Source organism: Delftia sp. PE138 (genome assembly GCF_018320755.1).
In the GTDB taxonomy this organism is placed as follows: domain Bacteria; phylum Pseudomonadota; class Gammaproteobacteria; order Burkholderiales; family Burkholderiaceae_C; genus Comamonas; species Comamonas tsuruhatensis.
The window spans coordinates 1-13,431 of record NZ_JABEPN010000009.1; the positions used below are offsets into that span (position 1 = coordinate 1).

The 13,431-nt window shown below is 68.6% G+C and carries 9 protein-coding genes and 1 pseudogene; 6 read left to right on the top strand and 4 right to left on the bottom strand.

Features of this window, described 5'->3' with window-relative positions; all coding sequences use genetic code 11:
- The coding region (locus HFGMBDPB_RS24655) for a transposase (RefSeq protein WP_249343495.1) at window positions 1–238 on the bottom strand (238 nt) is incomplete at its 3' end.
- A gap of 56 nt (window positions 239–294) precedes the next feature.
- On the opposite strand from HFGMBDPB_RS24655, the pseudogene HFGMBDPB_RS24660 reads away from it, so the two are divergent.
- A pseudogene (locus HFGMBDPB_RS24660) lies at window positions 295–1,071 on the top strand (serine hydrolase domain-containing protein); the annotation flags it as partial.
- 84 nt (window positions 1,072–1,155) lie between these two features.
- Here HFGMBDPB_RS24660 and gdhA read toward each other — a convergent pair.
- Window positions 1,156–2,499 carry an NADP-specific glutamate dehydrogenase gene (gdhA, locus tag HFGMBDPB_RS24665; RefSeq protein ID WP_212646489.1) on the bottom strand — a complete coding sequence of 448 codons (1,344 nt, stop codon included), beginning with the start codon at window positions 2,497–2,499 and terminating at the stop codon, window positions 1,156–1,158.
- Window positions 2,500–2,850: 351 nt separating this feature from the next.
- Window positions 2,851–3,765, bottom strand: coding sequence for a LysR family transcriptional regulator (locus HFGMBDPB_RS24670; RefSeq protein WP_212646490.1), 915 nt, complete (start codon window positions 3,763–3,765; stop codon window positions 2,851–2,853).
- A gap of 175 nt (window positions 3,766–3,940) precedes the next feature.
- On the opposite strand from HFGMBDPB_RS24670, the gene HFGMBDPB_RS24675 reads away from it, so the two are divergent.
- From HFGMBDPB_RS24675 to HFGMBDPB_RS24690, 4 genes are all read left to right on the top strand, one after another.
- Window positions 3,941–4,801, top strand: a complete 861-nt coding sequence (locus HFGMBDPB_RS24675; RefSeq protein WP_016447675.1) for an alpha/beta hydrolase — start codon at window positions 3,941–3,943, stop codon at window positions 4,799–4,801.
- A 121-nt stretch (window positions 4,802–4,922) separates the two neighbouring features.
- A complete protein-coding gene (locus HFGMBDPB_RS24680; RefSeq protein ID WP_016447674.1) occupies window positions 4,923–6,206 on the top strand; it encodes an efflux RND transporter periplasmic adaptor subunit in 1,284 nt (427 codons plus the stop codon).
- An 86-nt stretch (window positions 6,207–6,292) separates the two neighbouring features.
- Window positions 6,293–9,544, top strand: a complete 3,252-nt coding sequence (locus HFGMBDPB_RS24685; RefSeq protein ID WP_212646491.1) for an efflux RND transporter permease subunit — start codon at window positions 6,293–6,295, stop codon at window positions 9,542–9,544.
- Between the two features lie 28 nt (window positions 9,545–9,572).
- Entirely contained in the window at window positions 9,573–11,054 is a 1,482-nt protein-coding gene (locus HFGMBDPB_RS24690) for an efflux transporter outer membrane subunit (protein ID WP_212646492.1), read from the top strand.
- Between the two features lie 7 nt (window positions 11,055–11,061).
- Here the strand turns inward: HFGMBDPB_RS24690 and HFGMBDPB_RS24695 are convergent, their stop codons facing one another.
- Window positions 11,062–12,081: a LysR family transcriptional regulator gene (locus HFGMBDPB_RS24695; RefSeq protein ID WP_074921123.1), complete on the bottom strand. Its 1,020-nt coding sequence runs from the start codon at window positions 12,079–12,081 to the stop codon at window positions 11,062–11,064.
- Window positions 12,082–12,197: 116 nt separating this feature from the next.
- Between HFGMBDPB_RS24695 and HFGMBDPB_RS24700 the strand changes: the two genes are divergently transcribed.
- Window positions 12,198–13,421, top strand: a complete 1,224-nt coding sequence (locus HFGMBDPB_RS24700; protein WP_070080928.1) for a M20 aminoacylase family protein — start codon at window positions 12,198–12,200, stop codon at window positions 13,419–13,421.
- Window positions 13,422–13,431 lie beyond the last annotated feature (10 nt).

Consider the following 13,431-nt stretch of genomic DNA (forward strand, 5'->3'; position numbering starts at 1 on the left):
CACCAGCAGCGTTCCAGTCGCGCAGGCGGCGCCAGCAAGTCATGCCGCTGCCGTACCCAAGGGATTGGGGAAGGTCTTCCCACGGAATGCCTGTTTGCAACACAAACAGGATGCCGTTGAGGGCGGCTTCATCGCTGACTGCGAGCTTGCGCGCACCGCCTTTGGAGGAAGGTACGAAGGCTGGGATGAGAGGTTGTAGCTGTCGCCACAGTTCTTTGCTTACGGGTCGTCGTGCCATGAGGGCAGCGAGCATAACGCTCTGCGGGGGGCTTCTGACCAAGTGGTGTTAGCCGCTCTAAATACGTGCCCGAGCTGGAAGGCTCTGCCTGGGGCGACATGACGGTGCGCCAGGTCATGGACATGACCGGGGCTGTGCGCTTTCGCGAGGACTACACCGACCCCAGGACCGAGATCTTCGGCTACTCCTGGGCCTCGGGCATGCTGCCGCGTCCGCCCGGCTACGCGGGGCCGACCAATGTGTACGACTTCCTCAAGACGCTGCCCAAGGAAGGCACGCATGGCGAGGGCTTTGTCTACCGCACCGTGCATTCCGAGGTGCTGGGCTGGATCGTCTCGCGCGTCACGGGCCGGCGCTGGAGCGATCTCATGAGCGAGAACATCTGGCAGAAGCTGGGCATGCAGGAAGACGCCTATGTGATGGTGGACAGCACCGGCACGCCGCTGCAGGGCGCGGGCCTGAACGCCACGGCGCGTGACCTGGCGCGCGTGGGCGAGATGCTGCGCCTGGGCGGCAGCTTCAACGGCCACAAGATCTTCGACAAGGCGGTACTGGACGACATTGCGCGCGGCGGCGACCGCGAGCAGTTCAAGTTCCGCGGCATCCAGGCCGCGCGGCCCGGCTACAGCTACCGCAACCAATGGTGGGTACTGCACAACGCCGATGGCGCCTATGAGGCCGCCGGCATTCACGGCCAGTTCATCCACGTGAACCCGGCCGCGCAGATGGTGGTGGTCAAGCTGTCATCGCACCCGGTGGCGGGCGCGGCCTTCACGCATGCGCTGACGCTCAAGGCCTGGGCGGCGCTGGCCGATGCGGTGCGCGACAGGTAAGGCGCGCGAATCCATCTCTTTCCATGAAAAAAGCCCATGCAGCAGGCTGCATGGGCTTTCGTCAGGGGTGGGGAGCGCTGACGCTCAGATCACGCCCTGGGCCAGCATGGCATCGGCTACCTTGACGAAGCCGGCGATGTTGGCGCCGTCGATGTAGCTGACCGTGCCGTCCTCGCGCTTGCCGTACTTCAGGCAGGCGGCGTGGATGCCTTGCATGATCTGCAGCAGGCGGGCATCGACTTCCTCGGCTGGCCAGGACAGGCGGGCCGCGTTCTGGCTCATCTCCAGGCCCGAGGTGGCCACGCCACCGGCATTGCTGGCCTTGCCCGGTGCGTACAGCACGCCGGCCTTCTCGAAGGCCTTGGCGGCTTCGATGGTCGAGGGCATGTTGGCGCCTTCGGCCACGCAGACCACGCCGTTGGCGATCAGCACCTTGGCATCTTCCTCGGTCAGTTCGTTCTGCGTGGCGCAGGGCAGGGCCACGTCCACCTTCAGGTGCCACGGCGTCTTGCCGCGCAGGAACTCAGCGCCCACCAGCTTGGCGTACTCGTCCACGCGGCCGTAGCGGTGGTTCTTCACGTCCATCAGGATGGCCAGCTTCTCGGTGGTGAAGCCGTCCTGGTCATACACGGTGCCCGAGGAGTCGGAGACCGACACCACCTTGGCGCCCAGTTGCAGGGCCTTGTCCACGGCGTACTGGGCCACGTTGCCCGAGCCGGAGACGGAGACGGTCTTGCCTGCGAAGGACTGGCCGCGCGTGGCCAGCATTTCCTGGGCGAAGTAGACGGTGCCGTAGCCGGTGGCTTCGGGGCGGATCAGCGAGCCGCCGAAGGACAGGCCCTTGCCCGTGAACACGCTGGCGGCGCTGTTGGACAGCTTCTTGTACATGCCGGCCATGAAGCCCACTTCGCGGCCGCCCACGCCGATGTCGCCTGCCGGCACGTCGGTGTCCGGGCCCACGTGGCGGAACAGCTCGGTGACGAAGGCCTGGCAAAAGCGCATGACTTCAGCGGGGCTCTTGCCCTTGGGATCGAAGTCCGAGCCGCCCTTGCCGCCGCCCATGGGCAGCGTGGTCAGCGCGTTCTTGAAGGTCTGCTCGAACGCCAGGAACTTGAGCACCGACAGCGTGACCGAGGGGTGGAAACGCAGGCCGCCCTTGTAGGGGCCGATGGCCATGCTGTGCTGGATGCGGAAGCCGCGGTTGACCTGCACCTGGCCCTTGTCGTCGGTCCAGCTCACGCGGAACATGACCACGCGCTCGGGCTCGACCAGGCGCTCCAGCAGTCCGTGCTCGGCGTACTTGGGGTTCTTCTCGATGAAGGGCCACAGGCTTTCCATCACTTCGGTGACGGCTTGCAGGAATTCGGGCTGGCCGGGATTGCGTTGCGCGACTTCATCAAGGAACTGGCCGACGGACTCGTACTTCATGGAAAAAACCTCTGACTAAAAACGGCTGCGGGAAGGGGTGAGTGCAAACCAAGATTATGCCTAAAAGTTATGCCGTCATGCATCGTTTTGGTGAACGGCGCCCGAGCTTGGTGCCTTCGTGCCGTGTTTCGGTGCATCTTCAGAGGGGGTTGACGGTATTTGGTGCATGGCAGAAAGCTGCGTGCAGCAGTGGGCGGGCAGGCAGGCCCCTGGATCGGCCGTATCCGGTGGCGTGCATGGTCATGGCGAATGGGAATGGCTGGCGCCATGCCCGCTGACATGAAGAATGGCTGGGAAGGCCTTGCAGCCGGACGGGGCTTGGGCCCGCCCGGCCATCCCATCGCCGGCCTTTCAGTTGCGCTGCAGCTGGGGATGGCGCGCGAACAGGTCGGCCGCCCAGTCCACGAAGGCCCGCACCTTGGCGCTGAGGTGGCGGTTGGGCGGGTAGACCACGTGAATGGGCAGCGGCGGCTGGGTCCAATCGGGCAGGACCTCGACCAGTTCGCCGCTGTCGATCAGCGGCTGGGCAAAGGCCGTGACCAGCTGCGCGATGCCAAAGCCCGCCAGCACGGCGGCCGTGTAGGCATTGCTGTCGTTGGCCGCGATGCGGTAGTTGCCCGCCACCTCGATGGATTCATCGCCCCGCTGGAATTCCAGCGGGTACATGCGCCGCGTATGGCCCGAGAAGAAGGCGACGATCTGGTGCTTCGTATCCAGTTCGGACGGATGCTGGGGCACGCCATGGCGTGCCAGGTAGGCGGGCGAGGCCACGGTGACCCAGTTCATCGAGCCGATGCGGCGCGCCACCAGGGACTGGTCGCTGAGCTCGCCCCCGCGGATCACGCAGTCCACGTTGTCGCTGATCAGGTCCACCAGGCGGTCGCCCACGCCCAGGTCGATCTGTATGTCGGGATAGCGTTCGCAGAATTCGGTCAGCGCCGGAATGATGATCAGCCGGGCCATGGAGCTGCCCACGTCCAGCCGCAGCCGCCCGCTGGGCGCGGTCTGGGTGTTGACCATGCTGGCTTCGAGATCGTCGAAGTCGTTGAGCAGGCGTGCCGCGCGTTCGTAGTAGGCGGCGCCATCGGGCGTGACGGTGACGCGCCGCGTCGTGCGGTTGAGCAGCTTGACGCGCACGCGCGCCTCCAGCGCCTGGATCTGTTTGGTGACCGTGCCCTTGGGCAGGTCCAGCGAATCGGCGGCGCGGGTGAAGTTGCCGGCTTCCACCACGCGAACGAAGACACGCATGGCCTGGATCTGGTCCATGGAAAGATGCTCCTGCAGCGCCCGGCAAGGGAATGCCGGCTCGGCGGAATTCTCACACGCGCCGTGTCGGGCGATTGTTCGTGAAACGGAAACAGAGCGATGGCTGCGTTGCTATTTCAGACATGGCCGGCGCCGCCTATATTCCAACCATCGACCATTGCCGCAGGTTCGCGCCATGTCCACTTCCTCGTCGCCTCCGAACGGCCCCGCCGCCGGGGCGCAGATTGCCGAAACAGAATTCTCCATCGAGCTGCCCGAGCACGGCACCGTGGCTGCGCGCGCCTATGGCCAGCGCAGGCCCGGCACGGTTTCGCCTCTGGTGCTGCATTTCCATGGCGGCACCTTTGTCTGCGGCACGCTGGACAACGGCCGCTACATCGGCCGGCTGCTGGCCGAGGCGGGCGCCGTCGTGGTGTCGCTGGCCTATCCGCTGGCGCCCGAGCATCCGTTTCCCCAGCCCATCGAGGTGGGCTACGCCGTGCTGCAGTGGCTGTACAAGCACCGCGTGAAGATGGCGGGCAAGGGCGCGCCGCTGTTCCTCGCGGGTGAAGAAGCCGGCGGCAACCTGGCCGCCGCCGTGGCCGTGATCTCGCGAGACCGGGGCCACCCTCCGCTGGCAGGCCAGATCCTGGTGTCGCCCATGCTCGATCCCTGCACCGGCACCGCCTCGCAGCGCGAGGCCACGCCCGAGGCCGGCGAATGCCGCTGGGCCACGGGCTGGCGCGAGTACCTGAGCTGCCCCAAGGACGCCATGCATCCCTATGCCGTACCCGGCAGCTCGCTGCGCCTGGCCCAGCTGCCGCCGGCTCTGGTGCTGGTGGGTGGCGACGACCCGCTGCGCGACGAGGCCCAGGCCTATGCGGCCCGCCTGCGCGCGGCCGGCGTGACGGCCAGCAGCCATGTGCTGCCCAGCGCGTCGAACTGGCCGCAGGCCCTGTCCGAGGCCGAGGCCTGTACGGCCTGCAGCGCCGCCGTGTTCCAGCATGTGCATGACTTCTTCGAGGCCACCATGAACAAGCCCGCAGCACCGGGCTAGGCCCCGCGCCGCCGCAGCCGGCGAACCTTGCTGCCCCCGTTTTTCCATTTCGATTCCGCCTTCCCGGCGCGTTCAGGCGCCGGGCGGGCATCGTGTTCCCTGAATTACGCAAAAAAACACCATGTCCACCCAATCCACCTCATCCTCCTCACCCTCTTCTTCCGCCTCGGCCCAGCGCAAGGGCTGGAAGCTGCCGGCCGCCGCTGCGGCCATCCTCGCCGTCAGCGCCGGCCTGTTCGGCCTGCACGGCTTCGATGCCAAGGCCGATGACGCGCCCGCCAGCGCCCAGCCCGCCGCCACGCCTGTGTCGGTGGCCACGGTCGCCGAAAGCGAGGTCACCGCCTGGGACGAGTTCTCGGGCCGCCTTGAAGCCGTGGAGCGCGTGGACATCCGCTCCCGCGTCGCCGGCGCCGTGCAGGCCGTGCACTTTCGAGAGGGCGCGCTGGTCAAGCAGGGCGATCTGCTGATCACCATCGACCCCGCACCGTATGCGGCCGAGGTCGAGCGTGCCGAAGCCCAGGTGGCCTCGGCCCAGGCACGCCAGTCCTATGCACGCAGCGAGCAGGAGCGCGCACGCCGCCTGTGGGACGAGCGGGCGATTGCCCAGCGCGAGCTGGACGAGCGCATCAACGCAGGCAGCGAGGCCGAGGCCAATCTGCGCGCGGCCCAGGCGTCCCTGCAATCGGCGCGGCTGAACCTGGGCTACACCCAGGTGCGCGCCCCCGTGTCGGGCCGCATCGGCAAGCGCGAGATCACCGTGGGCAACCTGGTGGCCGCAGGCCCGGGCGCGCCGGTGCTGACCACGCTGGTCTCGGTCAGCCCCATCTATGCGAGCTTCGATGCCGATGAGCAGGTCATCACGCGCGCGCTCAAGGAGCTGGGCGGCGGCGCGGGCAACCGCGCCAGGATCGACAGCATTCCCGTGCAGATGGGCACGGCCACGGCCGGCAGCACGCCCTTCGAGGGCCGGCTGCAGCTGATCGACAACCAGGTCGATGCCCGAAGCGGCACCGTGCGCGTGCGCGCCGCCTTCGACAACAAGGATGGCGCCCTCATGCCCGGCCAGTTCGCCCGCATCCGCATGGGCCAGGCGCGCGACAGCAGCATGCTGCTGGTCAGCGAGCGCGCCATCGGCACGGACCAGAGCAAGAAGTACGTGATGGTGGTGGGCGGCGACAACAAGGCCGTCTACCGCGAGGTGGTGCTGGGCGCCTCGGTCAACGGCCTGCGCAACGTGACCCAGGGCCTGCAGCCTGGCGAGCGCGTGGTGGTCAACGGCCTGCAGCACATCCGCCCCGGCGCCCTGGTCGCGCCCAAGGAGGTGTCCATGGATGCGCGGGCCGATGCCCGCCAGCCGGGCACCCGGCAGGCAGCCGAACAAGTGGCTGACGCAACCAAGTCCTGATCTAGCCGCACACCTTTCCTGCCTCTGAAATGCCGCCTGACCGCAGGCGGCATGGGCCGCGCTTTGCCGTGGCGGAGCCAAACACCATGAACCTATCCAAATTCTTCATTGACCGGCCGATCTTCGCGGGCGTGCTTTCGCTGCTGATGCTGATCGCCGGCCTGATCGCCATGGGCGGGCTGCCAATCTCGGAATACCCCGAGGTCGCGCCGCCATCCGTGGTGGTGCGCGCCCAGTACCCGGGCGCCAATCCCAAGGTGATCGCCGAGACCGTGGCCACGCCGCTGGAAGAGCAGATCAATGGCGTCGAAGGCATGCTCTACATGGGCAGCCAGGCCACCAGCGACGGCGTGATGACGCTGACCGTCACCTTCCGCCTGGGCACCGACCCCGACAAGGCGCAGCAGATGGTGCAAAACCGCGTCTCGCAGGCCGAGCCGCGCCTGCCCGAGGAAGTGCGCCGCCTGGGCATCACCACGGTCAAGAGCGCACCCGACCTGACCATGGTGGTGCACCTGGTCTCGCCCAACCAGCGCTATGACATCAACTACCTGCGCAACTACGCGGTGCTGAACGTGAAGGATCCGCTGGCGCGCATCGAGGGCGTGGGCCAGATCCAGATCTTCGGCGGCGGCGACTACGCCATGCGCGTGTGGCTGGACCCGCAGAAGGTGGCGCAGCGCGGCCTGTCGGCCAGCGATGTGGTGGCCGCCATCCGTGGCCAGAACGTGCAGGCTGCGGCCGGCGTGGTCGGCGCCTCGCCGGGACTGCCGGGCGTGGACATGCAGTTGTCCATCAACGCCCAGGGCCGCCTGCAAAGCGAGGAGGACTTCGGCGACATCATCGTCAAGAGCGGCTCCGACGGCGCCGTGACCCGCCTGCGCGACATCGGCCGCCTGGAGATGGGCGCGGCCGACTATTCGCTGCGCTCGCTGCTGAACAACGACCCGGCCGTGGGCATGGGCGTGTTCCAGGCGCCGGGCTCCAATGCGCTGGAGATCTCGGCCAACGTGCGCAAGACCATGGAGGCCCTGAACAAGAACATGCCCGAGGGCCTGGAGTACCGCATCGCCTACGACCCCACGCAGTTCGTGCGCGCCTCCATCGAATCGGTGGTGCACACGCTGCTGGAGGCCATCGTGCTCGTGGTGCTGGTGGTGATCCTGTTCCTGCAGACCTGGCGCGCCTCCATCATCCCGCTGCTGGCCGTGCCGGTGTCGGTGATCGGCACCTTCGCCGTGCTGCATCTGCTGGGCTTTTCCATCAACGCGCTGAGCCTGTTCGGCCTGGTGCTGGCCATCGGCATCGTGGTGGATGACGCCATCGTCGTGGTCGAGAACGTGGAGCGCAACATCGAGGTGGGCCTGACGCCGCGCAACGCCACCTACCGCGCCATGCGCGAAGTGTCCGGGCCCATCATCGCCATCGCCCTGGTGCTGGTGGCGGTGTTCGTGCCGCTGGCCTTCATCAGCGGCCTCACGGGCCAGTTCTACAAGCAGTTCGCGGTGACCATCGCCATCTCCACGGTGATCTCGGCCATCAACTCGCTGACCCTGTCGCCCGCGCTGGCGGCCCTGCTGCTGCGCGGCCACGATGCGCCCAAGGACGCGCTGACGCGCGGCATGGACCGGGCCTTCGGCTGGCTGTTCCGCGGCTTCAACCGCATGTTCCACCGGGGCTCCGAGGCCTACAGCGGCGGCGTGGGCCGCGTGATCTCGCGCAAGGCGCTGATGCTGGCCATCTACCTGGCGCTGATCGCCGTGACCTTCGGCCTGTTCAAGGCCGTGCCTTCGGGCTTCGTGCCCGCGCAGGACAAGCAGTACCTGATCGGCTTTGCCCAGTTGCCCGACGGCGCCACGCTGGACCGCACGGACGAGGTGATCCGCCGCATGGGCGAGATCATGAAGGACAACCCCAACGTGGAGGACACCATCGCCTTCCCGGGCCTGTCCATCAACGGCTTCACCAACAGCTCCAACTCGGGCATCGTCTTCGCCACGCTCAAGCCCTTTGACGAGCGCAAGCGCGCCGACCAGAGCGGCGGTGCCGTGGCCGGCCAGCTCAACCAGGCCTTCGCGGGCATCCAGGACGCCTTCATCGTCATGTTCCCGCCGCCACCCGTGGCGGGCCTGGGCACGACGGGCGGCTTCAAGCTGCAGCTGGAAGACCGCGCCTCCCTGGGCTATGACCAGATGGACGCGGCCGTGAAGGCCTTCATGGCCAAGGCCTACCAGACGCCCGAGCTGACCGGCATGTTCACCAGCTGGCAGGTCAACGTGCCCCAGCTGTACGCCGACATCGACCGCACCAAGGCGCGCCAGCTCGGCGTGCCGGTGACGGACATCTTCGACACCATGCAGATCTACCTGGGCAGCCTGTATGCGAACGACTTCAACAAGTTCGGCCGCACCTACAGCGTCCGCGTGCAGGCCGACGCGCCCTACCGCGCGCGTGCCGAGGACGTGGGCATGCTCAAGGTGCGCTCCAGCTCGGGCGAGATGATTCCGCTGTCGGCGCTGATGAAGGTGGATTCCAGCTTCGGCCCCGAGCGCGCCATGCGCTACAACGGCTACCTCACGGCCGACATCAACGGCGGTGCCGCACCGGGCTTCTCTTCGGGCCAGGCGCAGGACGCCATCAAGCGCATCGCGGCCGAGACCCTGCCCAAGGGCATCGATTTCGAATGGACCGACCTGACCTACCAGGAGATCCTGGCCGGCAATTCGGCGGTGCTGGTGTTCCCGCTGGCCATCCTGCTGGTGTTCCTGGTGCTGGCCGCGCAGTACGAAAGCCTGACCCTGCCGATTGCCATCATCCTGATCGTTCCCATGGGCCTGCTGGCGGCCATGACCGGCGTCTGGCTGTCGGGCGGCGACAGCAACGTCTTCACGCAGATCGGGCTCATCGTGCTGGTGGGGCTGAGTGCGAAGAACGCCATCTTGATCGTGGAGTTCGCACGGGAGCTGGAGTTCGAGGGCCGCACGCCCATACAGGCCGCCATCGAGGCCAGCCGGCTGCGCCTGCGCCCCATCCTGATGACCTCGCTGGCCTTCGTCATGGGCGTGCTGCCCCTGGTGCTGTCCACGGGCGCTGGCTCGGAAATGCGCCGTGCCATGGGCGTGGCCGTGTTCTCGGGAATGATCGGGGTGACGGCCTTCGGCCTGTTCCTGACGCCCGTGTTCTACGTGCTGATGCGCCGCCTGGCAGGCAACCGGCCGCTCAAGCAGCATGGGCCCGAGATGGAGGAAGAGGCCCCTGCACAGGCACCCGCCCACGGCCATGCCTCGGGTGGCGGCGCGCTGCCCATGCCCTCTGCTGCGCGTGGCGAGCATGAATGAGCCCACACCACAAGAACAGGAACCGATCATGAAGATCCCATCGCTTTCGAAACTGTCCAGGCGTCTGCTGCCCCTGGTGGCGACGCTGGCCCTGGCCGGCTGCGCCAGCGTGTCCCAGAGCCTGCCCGAGCTGCCGGCCGCCCCCGCCTTCAAGGAGCAGGGCGCCGCGCCGCAGGCGGGCTGGACCCAGGCCCTGCCCGCCGAAGCTCAGGCACGCGGCCAATGGTGGCTGGCCTTTGCCGACCCGGCGCTGGACGCGCTGGTGGACAAGGCCACGCTGGACAACCAGAGCATCCAGGCCGCGGCCGCACGCCTGGCCGAGGCCCGCGCCCTGGCGCGCAGCGCCAATGCCGAGCGCATGCCGCAACTGGGCCTGGGCGCAGGGGCCACGCGCGGCGCGGGGCTGGACAAGGCCTCGGGCACACGGCCTGCCACCCTGGTCAATGCGGGGCTGAACCTATCGTACGAGGTCGATCTGTTCGGCCGCATTTCCCAGGCGGCCGACGCATCGCGGCTGGACGCCGAGGGCCGCGAGGCCCTGCTGCAAAGCACGCGGCTGGCCGTGCAGGCCGAGGTCGCACAGACCTATCTGCAACTGCGCGCTCTGGACGCCGAGCGCGCCCTGATGCGCGAGACTGTGGAGGCCTACCGCGACACGCTGCGCCTGTCGGAGCGAAGGCTGCAGGCCGGCGACATTGCCGAACTGGACGTGGCCCGCATCCAGGCCGAGCTGTCGGCCACCGAATCGGATGCGCTGGCACTGGACCGCCAGCGCGCCCAGGTCGAGCATGCGCTGGCCGTGCTGGTGGGTGACTCGGCCTCGCGCTTCGGCCTGGGCGAAGGTGCCTGGACCACGGCTCTGCCCTCCATCCCAGCCGGCGTGCCGGCCACGGTGCTCATGCGCCGGCCCGACATCTCGGCTGCGCAGCGCGCCGTGTTCGCCGCGCAGTCGCGCGTGGGCGTGGCGAAGACGGCATGGTTCCCCAGCATCTCGCTGACCGGCGCGGCCGGCCATGCCTCGCCTGAGGTCGGTGACCTGTTCAAGTGGTCCATGCGCTCCTGGGGCGTGGGCGCCTTGCTGTCGCTGCCGCTGTTCGACGGCGGCCGGCGCGAGGCCGGTGTGCAGGCCGCAGGCGCGCAGCTCGATGCCGCGCTGGCCGCCTACCGCCAGCAGGCGCTGGTGGCCTTCCAGGAGGTGGAGGACCAGCTGTCATCCATCCGCATCCTGCAGGAGCAGTCCACCGTGCAGGGCCAGGCCGTGGTGGCCGCCCAGCGTGCCACCAGCCTGTCGGACACGCGCTACCGCAATGGCTACGTCAGCCAGCTGGACCTGCTGGATGCGCGCCGCAGCGAACTGCGCAACCGCCGCCAGGCGCTGCAGGTGAAGTCCGCGCAGTACCAGGCCGCCGTGGGCCTGATCCGCGCGCTGGGCGGGGGCTGGGATGTGCCGGCTGACGTGCCGGCCGGCGAATCGGCGAACGTGCCGGTGGCCCAGGCCACGTTGCGCTGAGGCACCCTCAGGCCAGCACGTCAATGGAGCGGAACACGCGCTGCAGCACCGGGTCCGGGCTGTGGCGGCAGGCGTGGACCTGCTCCATGAGGTGGTGCACGAAGCGCTCGGCCACCCAGGGCAGGGGGCCGTGGCCGCGCTGGACCACGCCCACCGTGTGGGGCTCGAACTGCTCGCGCAGGGACAGCGGCACCAGGGTACCCTGGGGCACGCCCGATTCGATCAGCGGCCAGGGGCAGAACGAGAGCATGTCGCTGTGCGCGATCAGGTGCAGCAGCAGCGATGCCGAATGCACCAGGTGGATGTGGCCCACTGGCACGGGCAGGCCGTGGCGCAGGAACAGGCGCCGCACCAGGTCGTCTTCTTCAGGCGGCGTGTAGTTGAGCAGCCAGTCGCAGTCCATCAGCTCGGCCAGCGAGCGGGCGCCTGCCAGCGGATGGCCCGTGCGGGCCACGACGGTGGCGTCGTAGCGGAACAGCGGCGTGCCATGCAGGTCGCCGCCCGAGGGGCCCGAGGGCACGCGGCCGATCAGCAGGTCCAGCGTGCCTTCGCGCAGGCGCGGATGGGCCACGGCCGACAGGCCCTCGAACAGCTCCAGCCGCACCTGGGGCAGTTCGGCGCGGAAGGCGCGCAGCACATGGGGCAGCAGGCTCTGGCCCACCCAGGGCGTCACGCCCACGGACAGGCGCGCCACGGCGCAGGTGTCGCGCAGGCGGGCCATTTCATCCTCGGCCTGGGCCATCTGCCCGGTGATCAGCTGGGCATGGCGCAGCAGCGTGCGCCCGGCCGGCGTGAGGACGATGCCGCTGCTTTGGCGCTCGAACAGCGCAAGGCGGTGGCCTTCCTCCAGCTCGCGCAGAGCCTGGGTGATGGCCGACTGGGTGATGCCCAGCGCGCGTGACGCGGCGCGCACGCTGCCGCAGCCGGCCACGGCGACGAGGTAGCGCATCTGGTGCAGCTTCATGGCGGGACCGGCATCGAGGTGGGGCTGGGAATGCATGGGCCGATCTTGCAGGTTTCGTGCCATGGCCGCCATCCCTGCCATTGCTGTGATCGGCGCATGCCGGGGGATGACAGGCAATGCCTGGCAGGGCAGGCGCTGGCGGTCTTCCGCCCGCTGCCCACGCTTCCTAGACTGCGGGCATGAACATTGATCCGCCCGTTTCCACCACGGCCGAAGCCGCCGATCCGGTGCTTGCCGGCATTCGTGCCACGCAGGCCGAGATGGTGGCCCTGCGCCATCACCTGCATGCCCATCCCGAACTGGCCTTCGAGGAGTTCGCCACCAGCGACTTGGTGGCCGAGCGCCTGGCCTCCTGGGGCTATGAAGTGCACCGGGGCCTGGGAGGCACGGGCGTGGTCGGCACGCTGCGCTGCGGTTCGGGCACGCGCCGGCTGGGCCTGCGCGCCGACATGGATGCGCTGCCCATCCACGAGCAGACCGGCCTGCCCTACGCCAGCCGCCATGCGGGCCGCATGCATGCCTGCGGGCACGACGGCCATACCGCCATCCTGCTGGCCGCCGCGCGCGAGCTGGCCCAGGCACGCGGCTTCGACGGCACGCTGCACCTGATCTTCCAGCCGGCCGAGGAGGGCCTGGGCGGCGGCCGCAAGATGGTGGAGGACGGCCTGTTCGAGCGCTTCCCCTGCGATGCCATCTTTGCGCTGCACAACATGCCGGGCTTTGCCGAGGGGCAGTTCGGCTTTCGCGAGGGCTCGTTCATGGCCTCGTCGGACACGGTGATCATCACCGTGCGCGGCAAGGGCGGCCATGGCTCGGCGCCCCACCTGTCGGCCGACCCGGTGGTGGCGGCGGCCCACCTGGTGCTGGCGCTGCAGACCGTGGTCTCGCGCAATGTCGATCCGCGCGACATGGCCGTGGTCAGCGTGGGCGCCATCCATGGCGGCGATGCTCCCAACGTGATCCCTGGCGAGGTGGAGCTTCGCCTGTCCGTGCGCGCCTACCGGCCCGAGGTGCGTGCCCTGCTGCGTGAACGCATCACCGCGCTGGCCCATGCCCAGGCCGCCACGCTGGGGGCCGAGGCCGTGGTGGACTACCGCTGGCGCTATCCGGCCCTGGTCAACGATGCGGCCAGTACGGCCTTCGCCCGCGAGGTGGCGCGCGACTGGCTGGGCGAGCAGGCGCTGATCCCCGACCTGCAGCCGCTGACGGGCAGCGAGGACTTCTCCTTCATGCTCGAACAATGCCCGGGCAGCTACCTGATCGTGGGCAACGGCGTGGGCGACACCCATGGCACGGGCGGCTGCATGGTCCACAACCCCGGCTACGACTTCAACGACCGCATCCTGCCGTTGGCCGCCACATACTGGGTGAAGCTGGCCCGGCGCTTTCTGTCCGCCGCCTGAGGCGCCGCGC